Source organism: Pseudomonas sp. B8(2017) (assembly GCF_002113575.1).
GTDB classification, from domain to species: Bacteria; Pseudomonadota; Gammaproteobacteria; order Pseudomonadales; family Pseudomonadaceae; genus Aquipseudomonas; species Aquipseudomonas putida_Z.
In genome coordinates this window covers 145,215-162,612 of record NZ_NEIO01000004.1, presented here as the reverse complement: position 1 = coordinate 162,612, position 17,398 = coordinate 145,215, and the positions used below count along the sequence as shown (strand labels likewise).

Here is a 17,398-nt window from a genome sequence, read left to right as displayed (position 1 = left end):
CCTGTGGGAGCGGGCGCGCCCGCGAACACCGGCGCAGCCGGTGCCATACACCGAGTCGCCTGCTTCGCGGGCATGCCCGCTCCCACAGGGGCCGCGCAAGCTTCACGGTTTCTGTAACTCATGGCCGCTCCAGGAACACGGTGTACTGGCCTAGCGGCAGGCGCTGGTCGCGGTCGGCGAACAGCAGCAGCTCGCCGCGGCGCAGGTCGCGTACGCCGGTGCGGCGCAGCTGCAGTTGCCAGTGGCAGCGCTGGCCGCCCTGGCTCAGTTCACCGCCAACCTGGTTTTCAGCTGGCCAGTACTGCTCTACGGCAAAGCGGGTTTGCAGTTCTCGCGCGCATAGCAGGCCAAGGCGGTGTTGCTGCAGGTTGTCCTGCACCGCCAGGCGCTGGCGCAAAACCTGGCTGGTGATCACCGCCAGCACCGCGGCGATCGCCAGGGCCACGGTCACCTCCAGCAGGGTAAAGCCACGCTGATGCGGCTTCATGGGGCGACCACCACCTGCAAGCGGCCATCGCGGCTCCAGGCCCATTGCTGGCTGCCATCAGCCCAGCGCCAGCGCACGTTGCCCGGTTGCGCCCAGCCATGCGGGGTGAACAACAGGCGCGGCTGTGGGCTGGCCGGCCAGTCCGGGCGCAGCCCCTTGGGCCAGTCACCAAGGGCAACTGCTTCGACCACCCAGCCATTACCCTCGCGCCGGACGAACTCCGGGCGCTGGCCATTCCAGCGCAGCCCGCGCAGCTGCCCGGCATGCCGGGCCAGCGCGGCCTGCGCCCGGGTCTCGCTCGCCAGCCGTTGCAGCGCCTGGTCGACACTGGCCTGGCTGTTGCCGAACCCGGCCACCGCCAATCCGGTCATCAGCCCGGCGATGGCCAGCACCACCAGCAATTCGATCAGGCTGAAGCCCCGCTGACGACGCACCCGTTACAGCTCCCAGTTACCCAGGTCGGCATCCTGGCCTTCGCCGCCCGGCAGGCCGTCGGCGCCCAGCGAGTACACGTCGACCCGGCCATGCTCGCCGGGCATGCGGTACTGGTACGGGGTGCCCCACGGGTCTTCCGGCAGGCGGCGCACGTAGCCGTCGCTGCGCCAGGCCCGTGGCAGCGGTTCCTGGGCCGGCTTTTTCACCAGCGCGGCCAGGCCCTGCTCGCTACTGGGGAAGCGCAGGTTGTCCAGGCGGTACATGTCCAGCGCCTGCTCCAGGGTGGCCAGGTCGGCCATCACTTTCTGCTTCATGGCCTTGTCCTGGTTGCCCAGCACGCTGGGCGCGACCACGGCGATCAGCAGGCCGATGATGAAGATCACCACCATGATTTCCATGAGGGTGAAACCGCGCTGGCGGTTACGTCGATGCTGCATGGCAGTACTCCTTGTCGTCACAGTTGCAGGCCCTGGTTGAGTTGCATGATCGGCAACAGCACCGCCAGCACGATGAACAGCACCACGGCGCCCATCACCAGGATCATCAGGGGTTCGAACAGCGCCATGGCAGTATCGACCTGGCGGGCGAAGCCGCGCTCCTGGTCGTCGGCCACGCGCTCGAGCATGTCGGCCAAAGTGCCGCTGGCTTCGCCGCTGCCGACCATGTTCACCAGCAGCGGCGGGAACTGCTGGCTGGCATCCAGCGCGCGATGCAGGCTGGTGCCGCCCTGCACCTCCTGGCGCACCTGCTCCATGGCCAGGCGGACACGCCGGTTGCCGACGGTTTCGGTGGCCACTTGCAGGGCTTCGAGCAGGGCCACGCCGCTGCCGCTGAGGATTGCCAGGCTGCGTGCCAGGCGCGCGCTTTCCAGCACCTGCAGCAGGCTGCCGATATGTGGCAGGCGTAGCAGCAACTGGTCGCGGCGCAGGCACCAGTGCGGCTTGCGCAGCAACCAGCCGCCGAGCACACCGAGCAACAGGGCCAGCCCCAAAAGCCAGGGCCCGGCCTGCACCAGCCCTTGGCTCAGGCCGATCAGCAGCGATGTAATGAGCGGCAGGCTCTGCCCGGCATGGGCAAACTGTTCGGTGAGCTTGGGTACGACGAAGGTCATCAGGCCTACCACCACGGCAAGCGACACCCCCATCAACACGGTGGGGTAGATCAGCGCGGTACGTGCCTTGTGCTGTTGTCGTTGTACCTGCTCCAGGTGGTCGGCGAGGCGGGTCAGCACCTGGGGCAGGCGCCCGGACCGCTCGCCGGCCTCGACCAGCGCGCAGTACAGGCCGGTAAACGGCGCCCCCTGACGCGCCAGGCTGCGGGCCAGGCCCAGGCCTTCGGCCAACGAGCCGCGCAAGGCCACCAGCACACTGTGCAGGGCGGGCTGGCGCAGTTGCCGTTCCAGGGTAGCCAGGGCGTCGACCAGAGGGATGCCGGCACCGGTCAGGGTGGCCAGCTGCCGAGTCAGTTCGCACAGCTGGGCGCGGCTCAGGCGCTGGCGCCGGGGTTGCCGGGTGCCGGCTTCGTGACGCTGCAAGCGGCGGGCGAACAGGCCCTGCTCACGCAACAACTGGCGGGCATGACGTTCGCTGTCGGCCTGCAAGCTGGCCTTGTGGGTCTTGCCGGCGAGGTCGACGGCCTGGTAGCGATAGGTCGGCATGGCTCAGCCCTGCACCACGCGCAGTACTTCGGCCAGGCTGGTCTCGCCACGGTTCAGGCAGTCACTGGCCATCGCCACCAGGCTCTGCCGGCGCTCGGCCAGGTAGTCCTGCATGGCCAGTTCACTGGCGCCGTCGTACAACAGGCCGATCAGCCCGGCATCCAGCTCGATGAATTCATACAGGCCTAGGCGCCCGACATACCCGCTGCCCTGGCACTGCTCGCAGCCCACCGCGTGGTAGCTGCTGCGCAGCGCCGCCAGCTCGGGCCACAGGTCGCGTTCCGCCGGCTGCAGCGGGTGCGCCACGGCGCAACTGCACAGGCGCCGCACCAGGCGCTGGGCCAGTACGCCGCGCAGGCACGAGGCGATCAGGAACGGTTCGATGCCCATGTCGCGCAGGCGGGTCACCGCGCCCACCGCACTGTTGGTGTGCAGCGTGGACAACACCAGGTGGCCGGTGAGGCTGGCCTGCACGGCGATCTGCGCGGTCTCCTGGTCACGGATTTCGCCGAGCATGATCACATCCGGGTCCTGGCGCAGGATGGCGCGCAGGCCGCTGGCAAAGGTCAGCCCGGCACGCGGGTTGATGGCGGTCTGGCCGATGCCGGCGATAGCGTATTCCACCGGGTCCTCGACAGTGAGGATGTTGCGGCTGCCGTCGTTGAGGCTGTTGAGGCTGGCATACAGGGTCGTGGTCTTGCCCGAACCGGTCGGCCCCGTGGACAGCACAATGCCGTTGGGCCGCGCCAGGCAACTGCGCAGGCCCTGCAACACCGCCGCCGGCATGCCCAGGTTGCCCAGCGCCAGCAGGCTGGCTTGCTTGTCGAGCACGCGCATCACCACCCGTTCGCCGTGGATGCCGGGCAGTGTCGAGACCCGCACATCCACTTCGCGCCCCGCCGCACGCAGGGTGATGCGGCCATCCTGTGGCTGGCGCTTTTCGGCGATGTCCAGACGGGCCATGACCTTGATCCGCGACACCAGCATGGCCGACAGCGCACGCGGTGGGCGCAACACTTCGCGCAGGTGGCCATCGACCCGCAGGCGCACCACCAGGCTCTGCTCGAAGGTTTCTATGTGGATGTCCGAGGCACGCAGGCGCAGGGCCTGGCCGAACAGGCCGTTGATCAGGCGGATCACCGGGGCTTCGTCGTCGCTTTCCAGCAGGTCCTCGATGCGCGGCATTTCGCTCATCAGGCTGTCCAGGTCGACCTGGTCGCCGATGCCTTCGATCAGCGCCTCGGTGGCAGCATCGCCGGCCTGGTACAGCTGGCCGAGGCGTTCGTCGAACAGTGCAGGCTCCAGGTATTCGAGCAGGCTGGGCTGGCCGTGCACGCGCAGCAGCTCCTGCAATTGGGCGCTATCGGCGTCGTGCCGCAACCATAGCTGCCAGCCCTGCTCCGCAGGGGCCATGGCCACCCCGCTCTGCCGTGCCTGGCGATAAGGCAGCATCACCAGTCACCGCCTTCCAGCCGTGCGCGGCTGGAGGGGAACACCTGCAGCAACGGCGTAGCGTTTTGCGCATCCGCAAGGTCGGGCAACTGCAGCGGTGTGGTCTGCTGCAAGGTGCGGTACTTGTCTTCACTGAGCCCGGCCAGGCTCGGCCCATCACGCAGGATGCGCGGGCGGATGAACACCATCAGGTTCTGCTTGGTGTTCTTGGTGGCGTCGGAGCGGAACAGCCGGCCCAGGTAAGGGATATCGCCAAGCAGCGGCACGCGCTGGTCGCTGGTGCTCAGTTCGTCGCTGATCAGGCCGCCGAGGATCACCAGGCCGTTGTCCTCGACCATGACCTTGGTCTTGATCTCGCGCTTGTTGGTGATCACGTCGCTGGCAGCCGTGGTGTCGGCAATCGACGACACTTCCTGGACGATGTCCAGGCGCACGCTGTTGTCGATGTTGATCTGCGGCTTGATGCGCAGCTTCACCCCGACTTCCTTGCGCTCGATGGTCTGGTACGGGTTGGCATTGTTCTGCGTCACCGATCCAGTGACGAAGGGCACTTCCTGGCCGACCAGGATCGACGCCTCGGCGTTGTCCAGGGTCAGCAAGGTGGGCGTGGACAGCAGGTTGAAGCCGCTCTTGCCCTTCAGCGCGTTGACCAGCATGGCGAAGTTGAAGCCGCCGCCGAAATGGCCGATACCCGCCATGGCGCCGGTGGTGCTGGACAGCAAATCGCCAAGGGCCTCGTTGTCGCCGCTGGCTGCGGCCCCGGCGATGCTGGCGATGTTTACCCCGTTGCTGCCGAAATTGACGATACCGGCACCGAACTTCTCGTCAGCGAACAGCCACTGCACGCCCAGTTCCTGGGCGCTGCTGTCGGATACCTCGGCAATGATCGCTTCCACCACTACCTGGGCACGGCGGATGTCCAGCTGCTCGACGATGGCGCGGTAAGCGGCCAGCTCGCTGTCGGGGCCGACCATGACCACGGCGTTGGTGCCTTCTTCGTATTCCAGGCGGATGCCCGAGCCTCCGGCGACAGGCACTACGGGCCTGTCCTTGCCCTCTGCTTCGCCCGCACCTTCAGAGGGTGCCATGCCTTCCTGGCTGAGCCCGCGCAACACCTTGACCACTTCGCCAGCATTGGCATGGCGCAGGTAGATGACCTGGGTACTGCCGCTGCCTGGTGCGTCCTGGGGGCGGTCAAGCTGGCGCAGCAAGCTGGCGATACGTTCCAGGTTGCTGCGCCAGTCGGTAACTACCAACTGGTGCGCCGCCGGATAAGGTGTGATCACACCGACCCGTGGGTCGATCAGGGGCTTGAGAATGCCCAGCACCTGCTCGCTGGCGGCGTTGCGCACATTGAATACCCGCGTGGCCACGCTGTCGCTGCCTTCCCCCTGCTGCCCTCCCGCCTCCACCGGCACCGGCTCCAGGCGAGCGGCCTGGTCGGGAACGATCTTCACGCTGCCGTTGGGCAGGTCGACAGTGGCGTAGCCCTGGGCGCGCAGCTGGGCCAGGAAGATGTCGTAGATGGCATCGGCGTCGTGCAGGTCGACGGTGCGCACGGTGACCTTGCCCTTGACCCGGGGGTCGACGATGAAGGTGGTGCCGGTGATGCGCGACACGCTGTCGATGAACTCGCCCAGTTCGGTGTCGACGAAGTTCACCTCGTACATGGGCGTGCCGTTGTCGTCGAACACCGGCTCTTCAGCACAGGCCATGGACAGGGCCAGGCTCAGCGCGGCCGCCACGCAATATCTAACAGGCATCGTTCATCCTTGCCGCTTGAAGCCGGTCACGGCGGAGCGTGGCGGCCAGGGCAGGCGTTCACGCCGCCCCTGGTTGTTGAAAATCAGGCCATCGCTGTCGATGTCCTGCAGCACGATCCCTGGTGCCAGGCGCTGGCCGCGGGCCAAGGTGCGCACCTGCTCGCCATAGCGCAGCACCACCACGCTGGAGGCCAGCGGCTGGGCCTTGAGGCCACCCAGGTATTGCAACGGCAGGCGGGTGATGGCGATGGCACCGTCGTCGACGGGTACCTGCCAATGGCCAACCATCAAGCCAGGCAGCGGCTTGTCGGGCGCGGCAGGCGCAGTGGCCGGTTGCGGCTGGCGGCCCAGTTGCAGCACGCACTGGGCGGCCAGCCAGCCGGCCAGGGTCAGGCCAGCGCCAGTCAGCAGGCGCGGGGCGAGCATCACGAGGCCAGTTGCCTTGGGTGCCAGCCCGGGTGCCCCTGCACATAGCGCACTTCGGGCAGTTGCAGCGGCGCCAGTTGCCAGTCGCTCGCCTGGCGGGCGAGCCAGGCTTCGACCCGTTGCCACAGCGGCTCGCCGGCCTGGGTTTCGAATTGCAGGCCAAAGGTGCGGCACAGGCCCTGCACCGGTTCCAGGCCACTGATGCGCTTGCCTTGCGGGCTGTAGCTGACACGCCAGGCCTGGCCCTGCCAGCGCGGCAGGTCCTGGCTGTTGTCCAGCAGCAGCGGGTCGCCGAACAGTTGCTCCGCGGCGTTCTCCAAAACTTGCTCGACCTGCCGGGCCGGCGCTTCGACCACCGGTGCCGGGTAGCCACCGGTGAGGCTGATCAGGTGTTCGCGGGTAATGGCCGCCCCGGCGGGCAGCGGGTAGTCGTAACGCAGGCCCGGCAGCAACACCGGCATGCTGCTGTCGTCGGCCAGGGCCTGATGCAGCAGGCGGTCCCAGCTGCCGCCTCGGGTATCGCGGCGCCACAGCGCCTGGGGCGCGCGGGCCAGCGGTTGATCGAGCCAGGCCGCGTGGCCGGCGCGCTGCTGGCGCAATTCTGCCTGTAATGCCCCGACACGCTGCTGCGCGGCGGGTGCCAGCTGTTGCTCAAAGGCCGGGAAGAAACGCCCGTCGAACTGCCACAGCCCGGCCACGCGCTGACAGCGCAGGCGGAAGGCGCCACTGCCCCGGCAACCGGCGAACAGCACCGGCACGCGGCGGCCGCTGGCCTGGCTCACCTCGACCGGCGCTGGCCACAGGTCCTGGCCGCGGGCGCACAGCAGCACGTCGATCTGCGGCACCCGCTCGGCCAGCCACAGGCCCGGCCCGGTACCGACATCGGCCATGGCCACCACCAGGTCGGCCTCGCGCCGGGCCTGTTCGAACACCGGCTGCAATGACTGGTACCACTGTTTAAGGGAGGCTTTCTGGTCCTGGGCGTAGGGGTCGGTCACGCCGACCACGGCAATACGTGCACCGCCGCGTTCGAAGACGTGCAAGGCTTCCAGGCCCAACGCCAGGCGTTGCGTGTCTGCCAGCCCGGCGCCCAGGGTAACGGCGCCAGCCTGGCGATACAGCGCCGGGCTGCGCTGTGGCCACAGCACGCGCTCGTCGCTGCTGACCCGCGCTTCGCTGCCCAGCAGCTGGCTGCCCTGCAGGCCGCTTTCGCCTTGGGTCAGGTAGGCCAGGCCACTGCCATTCCAGCCCTGGCCGTTTTCCAGGGTCAGGCTGTTGCCCGCCCCAGCCTCGCCGCGCAGCTGCTCGAGCAACGCCGCCAGCACCGCGTAGCCGCCCAGCTGGGCAGATGCAGCCTGGCTGGTATCGAGCAGCGGCGCCAGTTGCGGGTAGGCGATGCTGGCACTGCTGCCGGTCATCCATGGGGCGCGGCCCAGGTGGCTGACCGGCCCCAGGCGGGTTGCCGGCACCACCGCCTGGCCAGGCTGGCGGGCATCGAGGGTATCGGCCACATACAGCAGGTCGAGGCTGGCGTTGCCGCCCTGCTGCCCAGGGAAGGCGGAGCAGGCGCCGAGCAACGGAGCCAAAGCACCGATACCCATCCAGCCGATCACTTCGCGCCTGTGCACACTGCTTGCCATCGAACCCGCCATCCTTATCCATGTTCATTCAGGGCCCCGGATGTTGCGGCGTTGGCATTACAGTTTGATGGCAGAAATCCGACAGCCATTCCAAAGTGATCTGTACAGCACGCTTCTAAGAGCAGGTTGTTTTAAAACCCCCTTAACATTTCTGCCAATGAATCATCATATTTGCGCACTAAAGTCGCGGTTTCCTCTAACTCAGCCAACATAAGGACACCCTGATGAGTCGAGATACCGGCGACAACCTGGACCGGAACCAAAGCGGCAACCTGCCGATGGCCAACGTCATGGACGCCTACCTGAGCCGCCGCAGCGTGATGCGCGGCAGCCTGGGCGCCGCCATCGCCATGATTGCCGGTACCGGCCTGACAGGCTGCTTCGACGGTGGTGGTTCCGATCACGATGATCCGGTCACCGAGCCGCCGGTCACCGAGCCACCCGTGACTGAGCCGGAAGTGCCGAAACTGGCACTGGGCTTCCAGTCCATCCCGGGCTCGCGCACCGACGCCTGCGTGGTTGCCGCCGGCTACAGCGCCTACGTGCTGGCGCCCTGGGGCACGCCGATCAACAGCAACGGCAACCCGTGGAAGTCCGACGGCAGCAACACCTCGACCGACCAGGCCAACGCCATGGGCATGCACCATGACGGCATGCACTTCTTCCCCATCAATGGCAGCTCCGAAGACGGCCTGCTGGCGATCAACTTCGAGTACATCGACACCGCCGCCCTGCACCCGGCCGGCCCGACCACCGATGTGAACGGCAAGCGCCCGGTCGAGGAAGTGCGCAAGGAAATCAACGCCCACGGCGCCGGCGTGGTGCGCCTGCAGAAAATCGGCGGCCGCTGGCAGGTGGTCGACAACGACCCGCTCAACCGCCGCTTCACTACCGCCTCGCGCATGGAAATCACCGGCCCGCTGCGGGGTACCGAACACGTCAAGACCAAGTACTCCACCGCTGGCACCCACTGCCGCGGCACCAACAACAACTGCGGCAACGGCTACACCCCGTGGGGCACCTACCTGACCTGTGAAGAGAACTGGCCAGGCATCTTCGTCAACAAGGGCACCCGCCCCGAAGACCAGCGCCGCATTGGCGTGGGCACCTCCAGCGGCCAGTACAAGTGGGAAACCGCGGCCGGTGACAGCAGCGAAGTGGCCGACGAATTCGCCCGTTTCGACGTCACCGTCAAAGGCGCCAGCGCCACCGACGACTACCGCAACGAAGCCAGCACCTACGGCTATATCGTCGAAATCGATCCGTACAACAGCAACACCCTGGCCACCAAGCGCACGGCGCTGGGCCGCTTCCGCCACGAAGGCTGCGCCCCGGGCCTGCCCGTCGCCGGCAAGCCGCTGGTGTGGTACATGGGTGACGACTCGAACAACGAGTACCTGTACAAGTGGGTGTCCACCGCGGTGTGGGACGCCGCCGACGCCAACCCGGCCGACCGCCTGGCCACCGGTGCCAAGTACCTCGACCAGGGCAAGCTCTACGTGGCCCGCTTCAATGCCGACGGCACTGGCGTATGGCTGCTGCTGGACGTGGCCACCGCCACCACTGGCGGCAGTACCCTGGGCGCACTGTATGGCGACCTGCCGGGCATCATCCTCAACACCCGTGGTGCTGGCGATGCCGTGGGCGCAACGCCGATGGACCGCCCGGAATGGACCACGGTCAACCCGCTCAACGGCGACGTGTACCTGACCCTGACCAACAACAGCGCGCGCACACCAGAAAAGGTCGATGCAGCCAACCCACGCGGCCCGAACCGTCACGGCCACATCATCCGCTGGCACGACAGCGACGACCAGCTGAGCTTCACCTGGGACATCTTCGTGTTCGGCGCCAACGCTGCCGGCACTGCCGACATCAACCGCTCCGGCCTGACCGAACTGAACCAGTTCGCCAGCCCGGACGGCATGAGCTTCGATAGCCGTGGCGTGCTGTGGTTCGAGACCGACAACGGCGAGAGCACCGTGACCGACTACACCAACGACCAGCTGCTGGCAGTGATCCCCACCAACCTGGTGGATGCCAGCGGCAAGCAGGTGCCGGTGAACGCACAGAACCAGGTGGACCTGCGCCGCTTCTTCGTCGGGCCGAATGGCTGCGAAGTGACCGGGATTACCTTTACCCCGGACAACAAGACGCTGTTCGTCAACATCCAGCACCCGGATAACTGGCCGTATACCGACAAGGCCACCGATGCCACCCCGGCAGGAACCACGGTAAGGCCGCGGGCTGCGACGGTGGTGATCCAGCGTATCGATGGCGGGGAGATCGGCACCGCCTGATCGATCTGCGCACGGGGGCCGCTTTGCGGCCCTATCGCCGGCAAGCCAGCTCCCACAGGTACAGCGTTGCTCTCGAGGTTGTCGCTGTACCTGTGGGAGCGGCCTTGTGTCGCGAAAGGGCCGCAACGCGGCCCCAGGATTTGATGCGCAACAGTTGCTCCCACAGATACTGTGCAAAGCTCGAGGTCGATGCAATCGAGGTGGGAGCTGGCTTGCCAGCGATGAGGCCAGAACAGGCAACACAAGACAGTTGCTCCAACGGCCCTTTCGGGCTACCGCCATCGCGCTTTTTCTGCCACTGTGCCCGCGCGGCGCGGACCAGCGCGCCGCGCCTGGCCAGGACGTCACATGAAAACACAAGAAAATGGCAACACGCATAAAGGCTACCGGCGCATCATCCCGTCGATGACCGCGCTGCTCGAATTCGAAGCGGTAGCCCGCCACACCAGTTTCACCCTGGCCGCCCAGGAGCTGGGCGTCACCCAGGCCGCGGTCAGCAAGCAGGTCAGGCAGCTTGAAGAAAACCTCGGCCGCCAACTGTTCCAGCGCCTGCACCGCGGCATCCGCCTGACCAGCGAGGGCCAGGCGCTGTACGCGGTGGTTTCCGATTCCATGCAGAAGATCGCCTCGGTCTTCGACCGCCTCAGCGAAGGCGACAGCGAACAGGAACTGGTGCTCAGCTCCACCGCCACCTTCTCCCAGTTGCGGGTGATGCCGCGCCTGGGCAGCCTGCGCAGCGCCCTGCCCCAGGTGCGCCTGCGCCTGGCCACGCAGATGTTCACCGGCGACCTGCGCAACCACGATGTCGACCTGCTAGTGCGCTATGGCAATGGCCGCTGGGAAGACGGCATTGCCCTGCACCTGTTCGATGAAGAGATCTTCCCGGTGTGCTCGCCGGCCTGGCTGGCGCACAACCCGCTGCCGGACTCGCTGGAGGCGCTGTACCGGGCCGACCTGCTGGATGCCGATGCCACCACCGAAGGCTGGATGACCTGGCCCACCTGGTTCCGCGCACTGGGCGGCAACCCGCCGAAGCTGCACTACAACCTGCGCTGCCAGCTGTATACCGACACCATCCAGGGCGCACTGCATGGGCATGGCGTGGCACTGGGCTGGGGGCGCATGCTCGACCACCTGCTGGCGTCCGGCGAACTGGTGCGCCTGACCGACCTGGTGGTGCGGCCGCGAGAGGCCTATTACCTGGTGGTGCCTCACGGGCGCACCACTACCCCGACCATTCTGGGGCTGGTGGACTGGCTGCGCGATACTTTGCCTGCCAGCTGAACAAGTAACTGGGGCCGCTTTGCGGCCCATCGCCGGCAAGCCAGCTCCCACAGGTGGACCACAGCCCTTAAACCTGCGCAGTACCTGTGGGAGCTGGCTTGCCGGCGATGGGCTGCACAGCAGCCCCAAAGTGCTAAGCGGCAGTAGCTGCCTGCGGCCGAGCACAGGCCCTGGCTCTGCGCCGATAGGCCAGCAACAGGCCTGCGTACCACAGCGGCATCACGTACAGCGCGGTACGGGTGTCCGGCTCCAGCGCCAGCAGGCACAGCACGAAGATCAGAAACAGCTGCGATAGCGCAGCTGTGACCTTGCCACCAGGCAGCTTGAACTTCGACTGCTCATGCGCCTGCGGATCCTGCCGGCGATAGGCGAAGTAGGACAGCAGGATCAGCGACCAGGTAACGATGATCATCACCGCGGAAATGGTCGACACCAGGGTGAACACGGTCATCACCTCGGGGATCACGAACAGCAGCGTCAGTGCAATCGCCATGCACACCCCCGAGAACACCAGCGCGCGCACCGGCGTACCCGAGCCCGACAACCGCCCGAACGCCAGCGGTGCCTGCTGCTGGTGAGACAGGCCGTAGAGCATCCGCGAGCCAGAATACACGCCACTGTTGGCCGACGAGGCCGCAGAGGTCAGCACCACGAAGTTGATGATGCCAGCGGCAGCGGGCAACCCACCCAGCAGGAACAGTTCGACGAACGGGCTGCGATTGGCCGGCACATTGGCCCAGGAGATGACACTGATGATGCACACCAGCGAGCAGATGTAGAACAGCAGGATACGCACCGGGATGGTGTTGATGGCCTTGGGCAAGGTCCGCTCCGGATCCTTGGCCTCCGCGGCTGCGGTGCCGATCAGCTCGGTACCGACAAAGGAGAATATGGCGATCTGGAACCCGGCGAGGAAACCGAGGATGCCATGCGGCATGACCACGCCCGGGGCCACCAGGTGGCTGAACGAGGCGGTCACCCCGGCCGGCGAGGTGTAGGAGGTGGCGACCATCACCAGGCCGGTTACCACCAGCAGCACGATGGCCACGATCTTGATCAGGCCGAACCAGAACTCCACCTCGCCAAACGCTTTCACCGCCAGCATGTTCAGCCCCAGCAGCAGGAACATGGTGGCGAATGCCGGTAGCCAGGTGGGTACATCCGGGTACCAGTACTGCACGAACCCCGCCACTACCACCACATCGCCCACCGCCGCGACCACCCAACTCAGCCAGTACGACCAACTGAGGATGTAACCGGCCCTTGGCCCCAGGTAGTTGTGCACCAGGTCGGCGAACGATTCCATCTGCAGGTTGGCCAGCAGCATCTCGCCCATGGCCCGCATGACGCAGAACACGAAAAAGCCGATGATGGCGTACACCAGGATGATCGACGTGCCGGACAGCGCAATGATCTTGCCCGAGCCCATGAACAGGCCGGTGCCAATTGCGCCACTGATCGAAATAAGCTGGATATGCCGGTTTTCCAGCCGGCGCTTGAGCACGCGGCCATCTTCCGGAACTGCGCTTTGCGCGTTGCACGTTTGCTGCATAGTTGACCTCTTATTCTTTTTTTGTAAAACCTCAGCGCCCCGCGCCGCACCAGTTAGTTGGTACTCAAGTGCAGGCTTTTAGTCATTCAAGACTGTCGAAGCGTGGGTATTGACACAGATGAAGAACAGTTCCCGATGCAACTTCGCAGCGGGCTTACTTATTCTATTGAAACGCACCAGAGTGGCGCGCCCGATACAGTCCCGCGAAAGCCGTTTCATTCTGCCAGCGGCCCGGGTCAAGCGGAACGCTACAGAATGCACACAGCCAAAGGGATTTTGTGCAGTGTGAAAAGCCTGGGTGACAGTTTGCACAATGCACCTGCCACAAGGCCTGACCCAGCGGTCACATCTTGTAGGTCGAGAGCAGGATGCTGGTCTCGGTGTTTTCGATGTGCGGTATCGAGCGGATGGTGTTCAACGCCCGGTCGAAGGCCTCGAGGGTGTCGGCACGCAGCTCTGCCATCAGGTCCCAGCGGCCATTGGTGGTATGGATGGCCACCACGTTGGGATGCCCACGCAGCGCGTGCTTGACCTCTGCGGCGTGGTGGCCGCTGATGCCGATGCTGGTGATGGCCCGCACACCCTGCTCCAGCGCATCGGAGCGCAGGCGTACCGTGTAGCCAATGATCACGCCCTGCTCTTCGAGCCGGGTGATGCGGTTTTGCACGGTTGCCCTGGCTACCTTGAGCTTCTTCGCCAGGGTCAGCACGGGGGTGCGCGCGTTGTCCCGCAACAGCGCAATCAGTTCCCGATCGATAGTATCCATGGATGCCTGCCAAATAATCAGATTGCTATTTTGGGGTGGCAGATTGTCTAGAAAGTTGATGAAACTGGCAACCTGCTCTCTTCATCTTGACGCAACCTTTCATCAAAATGTTCACGCCACTTCAACAATCTCAAGCGTTCACCCCGCAGGCCACTGGAGTGAAAGCGCAATAATAAGGTGCAAGAGCATGACGTATTTCATTGATGTTCCAACCATGTCGGACTTGGTACATGACATTGGCGTAGCGCCGTTCATTGGCGAACTGGCCGCAGCCATTCGCGAAGATTACAAACGCTGGCAGGAGTTTGATAAATCCGCGCGTGTTGCCAGCCATTCGGAAGTCGGCGTGATCGAACTGATGCCGGTCGCCGACAACAGCCGTTATGCCTTCAAATACGTCAATGGCCACCCGGCCAACACCGCCCGCGACCTGCATACGGTGATGGCCTTCGGCGTGCTGGCCGATGTCGATACCGGCTACCCGGTGCTGCTGTCCGAACTGACCATCGCCACCGCCCTGCGCACTGCGGCCACCTCGCTGATGGCAGCGCAGGCGCTGGCCCGGCCGAACTCGCGCAAGATGGCGCTGATCGGCAACGGTGCGCAAAGCGAATTCCAGGCACTGGCCTTCCACAAGCACCTGGGCATCGAAGAAATCGTCGCCTACGACACCGACCCGCAGGCCACCGCCAAGCTGATCGCCAACCTCAAGGAATACAGCGGCCTGACCATCCGCCGCGCCGGCTCGGTGGCAGAAGCGGTGAAAGGCGTGGACATCATCACCACGGTGACCGCCGACAAGGCCTACGCCACCATCATCACCCCCGACATGCTCGAACCCGGCATGCACCTGAATGCCGTGGGTGGCGACTGCCCGGGCAAGACCGAACTGCATGCCGATGTGCTGCGCAGCGCCCGGGTGTTCGTCGAGTACGAGCCGCAAACCCGCATCGAAGGTGATATCCAGCAGTTGCCGGCGGACTTCCCGGTGGTCGACCTGTGGCGTGTGCTGTGCGGCGAGACCGAGGGCCGCCAGAGTGACACCCAGGTCACGGTGTTCGACTCGGTGGGCTTCGCCCTGGAGGACTACACCGTACTACGGTACGTACTACAGCAGACCGAAAAACGCGGCATGGGCAGCAAGATCGACCTGGTGCCTTGGGTGGAGGATGACCCCAAGGACCTGTTCAGCCATACCCGCGGTCGCGCTGCCAAAAGCCGCATCCGACGCGTTGCCTAACCCTGCTCCCAACCTGGTATTTCACATGGCATTTCCAACGCGTTCCATTCAGGCACCTGCAGCAGTGGTCATGGTCAGGCCGCATGCCTTCACCCCCAACCCGGAAACCGCAGCCGACAACTCGTTCCAGCGCAGCAACCCCGACATCGCCGCCCAGGCCCTGGCCGAGGTGGCACGCGATGAGGTCACCCAGGCTGCCGGGAGGCTCGAGGCCGAGGGCGTGCGGGTGCATCTGTTCGACGACTTCGGCGAGCACAACACCCCCGACTCGGTATTCCCCAACAACTGGTTCTCCACCCACCCCGGGGGGCACATCGCGATCTACTCGATGTACTCGCGCAACCGCCGCCGCGAACGGCGCGCCGATGTGATCGAGATGCTCAAGCATGAGTACCGGGTGCAGGATGTGATCGACTATTCGGGGCTGGAGCAGGACGAACTGTTCCTTGAAGGGACCGGCGCCATGGTCTTCGACCACCTGTCGCGGGTGGCCTATACCGCGCGCTCCAACCGCGCCGACCCGATTGCCCTGGAGCGCTTCAGTACGCACTTCAACTTCGAGCCGATGGTGTTCGACACCGCCGATGAACAAGGCACGCCGATCTACCACACCAATGTGCTGATGTGCGTGGCGACGGAGTTTGCGCTGGTGGGCTTTGGCACCTTCACCAACAAGGCGCGGGCCGAGGAAGTGCGCATGCGCCTGCTTGAGTCGGGCCGCGATGTGATCGACCTGAGCAACCGGCAGATCAGTCAGTTCGCCGGCAATGCCATCGAACTGTCCGGGCGTGACGGGCGCATCCTGGCGCTGTCACGCAAGGCCTTCGACAGCCTGACCGGCGAACAGCGCCAGCGCATCGAACGCTCGGCGCGGCTGGTGCCACTCGATGTGCCGACCATCGAGATGGCAGGGGGCTCGGTGCGCTGCATGATTGCCGGGATTCATTTGTCGCCCAGAAGCTAGCGTTGATGCTGCAATTTTTTGGGGCTGCTGCGCAGCCCATCGCAGGCAAGCCAGCTCCCACCTCGACCGCATTGGCCTCAAGCCATACGCAAACCCTGTGGGAGCTGGCTTGCCGGCGATGAGGCCAGGACAGGCAACACAAGACAGTTGCTCCCACCGTGACCGCATTGGCCTCAATGCCATACGCAAACCCTGTGGGAGCTGGCTTGCCGGCGATGAGGCCAGGACAGGCAACACAAGACAGTTGCTCCCACCGTGACCGCATTGGCCTCAATGCCATACGCAAACCCTGTGGGAGCTGGCTTGCCGGCGATGAGGCCAGGACAGGCAACACAAGACAGTTGCTCCCACCGTGACCGCATTGGCCTCAATGCCATACGCAAACCCTGTGGGAGCTGGCTTGCCGGCGATGAGGCCAGGACAGGCAACACAAGACAGTTGCTCCCACCGTGACCGCATTGGCCTCAATGCCATACGCAAACCCTGTGGGAGCTGGCTTGCCGGCGATGGGCCGCAAAGCGGCCCCAACCCTGTCAGATCCCGCCACCCGCAAGCAATTGCGTCATCACCTCGGCCAACGCCTTGACCATCACATCCGCCGTCGGCCGGTGGACGATGACGATTTCATAGCTGTCGACCTCCGGCAGCCCTTGCCCTGCCCCCAGCACCCGGTGCTCGCCAGTGGCCGCCCGTGGCGGCAGCAGGCTGATACCCATGCCATCGGCGACCGCTGCCTGGATGCCGCTGAGGCTGGAGCTGGTGAAGCTGATGCGCCAACGCCGACCCATGCCTTCGATGGCGGTGATCATGTCGTCGCGGTACAGGCCACGGGGCGGGAAGGTCACCAGCGGGATCGGGTCCAGTTCGAAGGCGGGCGTGCGCGCGCTGTCGATCCACTGCAGGCGTTCGGGCCAGCAGGCCACGCCTTCGCGGCTGTTGCGCCGCTGCTTGAGCAACACCAGGTCGAGCTCACCGTTGTCGTAGGCCTGGCTGAGGTCGCGGCACAGGCCGCTGGTTACTTCCAGCTTCACCTGCGGGTGCAGCCGGCTGAACGCCGACAATGCATTGGTAGTACGCCCGCCCACGAAGTCCTCGGGCACGCCAAGGCGCACGGTCATGCCAACCATCGCCCCGGCCAAGGCTTCGAGCATCTGGTCGTTGAGGGCCAGCATGTGCCGGGCATAGCCGAGCAGGGTCTGCCCGGCGTCGGTCGGCAGCACGTCGCGATTGCCACGCACCAGCAGACGGTGGCCAACCATATCCTCCAGGCGGCGCACCTTCTGGCTGATGGTCGATTGAGTGGAGTGCAGGCGCGCAGCAGCCGTGGTGAAGCTGCCGCAATCGGCCACCACGACAATGGCACGCAACAGGTCGAGGTCGAACAGGGCCCTATTCGATTTCACGCTGATGGACATCTTGATATTCAACTTCT

At 65.4% G+C, this 17,398-nt stretch carries 15 protein-coding genes; 4 read left to right on the top strand and 11 right to left on the bottom strand.

All coding sequences use genetic code 11. The annotated features are described in order from the left end of the window. Positions 1-118: 118 nt before the first annotated feature. Genes CAG22_RS08790 through CAG22_RS08755 form a run of 8 tightly spaced genes read right to left on the bottom strand, consistent with a single transcriptional unit; the run spans position 119 to position 7,860 of the window. Positions 119-487, bottom strand: coding sequence for a type II secretion system protein GspI (locus tag CAG22_RS08790; RefSeq protein ID WP_085705302.1), 369 nt, complete (start codon positions 485-487; stop codon positions 119-121). Then, positions 484-921 carry a type II secretion system minor pseudopilin GspH gene (gene gspH / locus CAG22_RS08785; RefSeq protein WP_085587583.1) on the bottom strand — a complete coding sequence of 146 codons (438 nt, stop codon included), beginning with the start codon at positions 919-921 and terminating at the stop codon, positions 484-486. The genes CAG22_RS08790 and gspH overlap by 4 nt, the downstream gene beginning before the upstream one ends. Before the next feature lie 3 nt (positions 922-924). Continuing rightward, a complete protein-coding gene (gspG, locus tag CAG22_RS08780) occupies positions 925-1,359 on the bottom strand; it encodes a type II secretion system major pseudopilin GspG (RefSeq protein WP_013971171.1) in 435 nt (144 codons plus the stop codon). 17 nt (positions 1,360-1,376) lie between these two features. Continuing rightward, on the bottom strand, positions 1,377-2,579 hold the full coding sequence (gene gspF / locus CAG22_RS08775) for a type II secretion system inner membrane protein GspF (protein WP_085705300.1): 1,203 nt from the start codon (positions 2,577-2,579) through the stop codon (positions 1,377-1,379). 3 nt (positions 2,580-2,582) lie between these two features. Then, entirely contained in the window at positions 2,583-4,031 is a 1,449-nt protein-coding gene (locus CAG22_RS08770) for a GspE/PulE family protein (RefSeq protein ID WP_085705299.1), read from the bottom strand. Beyond that, complete coding sequence (gene gspD, locus CAG22_RS08765) at positions 4,031-5,794, bottom strand: type II secretion system secretin GspD (protein ID WP_170929285.1); 1,764 nt, start codon at positions 5,792-5,794, stop codon at positions 4,031-4,033. Before gspD ends, CAG22_RS08770 begins: the two co-directional genes overlap by 1 nt. A gap of 3 nt (positions 5,795-5,797) precedes the next feature. Beyond that, complete coding sequence (locus tag CAG22_RS08760) at positions 5,798-6,220, bottom strand: pilus assembly protein PilZ (RefSeq protein WP_085705297.1); 423 nt, start codon at positions 6,218-6,220, stop codon at positions 5,798-5,800. After that, a complete protein-coding gene (locus tag CAG22_RS08755; RefSeq protein ID WP_085705295.1) occupies positions 6,220-7,860 on the bottom strand; it encodes a lipoprotein UxpA in 1,641 nt (546 codons plus the stop codon). Before CAG22_RS08755 ends, CAG22_RS08760 begins: the two co-directional genes overlap by 1 nt. 224 nt (positions 7,861-8,084) lie before the next feature. Between CAG22_RS08755 and CAG22_RS08750 the strand changes: the two genes are divergently transcribed. Then, entirely contained in the window at positions 8,085-10,160 is a 2,076-nt protein-coding gene (locus CAG22_RS08750) for a PhoX family phosphatase (protein ID WP_085705293.1), read from the top strand. Between the two features lie 348 nt (positions 10,161-10,508). Then, complete coding sequence (locus tag CAG22_RS08745; protein ID WP_085591433.1) at positions 10,509-11,444, top strand: LysR substrate-binding domain-containing protein; 936 nt, start codon at positions 10,509-10,511, stop codon at positions 11,442-11,444. Positions 11,445-11,577: 133 nt separating this feature from the next. Here the strand turns inward: CAG22_RS08745 and CAG22_RS08740 are convergent, their stop codons facing one another. Both CAG22_RS08740 and CAG22_RS08735 read right to left on the bottom strand, forming a co-directional pair. Next, positions 11,578-12,996 carry an amino acid permease gene (locus CAG22_RS08740; RefSeq protein ID WP_085705291.1) on the bottom strand — a complete coding sequence of 473 codons (1,419 nt, stop codon included), beginning with the start codon at positions 12,994-12,996 and terminating at the stop codon, positions 11,578-11,580. A 343-nt stretch (positions 12,997-13,339) separates the two neighbouring features. After that, entirely contained in the window at positions 13,340-13,762 is a 423-nt protein-coding gene (locus CAG22_RS08735; RefSeq protein ID WP_012272037.1) for an Lrp/AsnC family transcriptional regulator, read from the bottom strand. A gap of 187 nt (positions 13,763-13,949) precedes the next feature. Here CAG22_RS08735 and CAG22_RS08730 point away from each other — a divergent pair, with 187 nt between their 5' ends. Together CAG22_RS08730 and ctlX are read left to right on the top strand one after the other, a co-directional pair. After that, a complete protein-coding gene (locus tag CAG22_RS08730) occupies positions 13,950-15,002 on the top strand; it encodes an ornithine cyclodeaminase (RefSeq protein WP_085705289.1) in 1,053 nt (350 codons plus the stop codon). Between the two features lie 25 nt (positions 15,003-15,027). Beyond that, positions 15,028-15,966, top strand: coding sequence for a citrulline utilization hydrolase CtlX (gene ctlX, locus CAG22_RS08725; protein ID WP_170929283.1), 939 nt, complete (start codon positions 15,028-15,030; stop codon positions 15,964-15,966). 533 nt (positions 15,967-16,499) lie between these two features. On the opposite strand, the gene CAG22_RS08720 is transcribed toward ctlX, so the two are convergent. Next, positions 16,500-17,381 carry a LysR substrate-binding domain-containing protein gene (locus CAG22_RS08720; protein ID WP_085591441.1) on the bottom strand — a complete coding sequence of 294 codons (882 nt, stop codon included), beginning with the start codon at positions 17,379-17,381 and terminating at the stop codon, positions 16,500-16,502. Positions 17,382-17,398 lie beyond the last annotated feature (17 nt).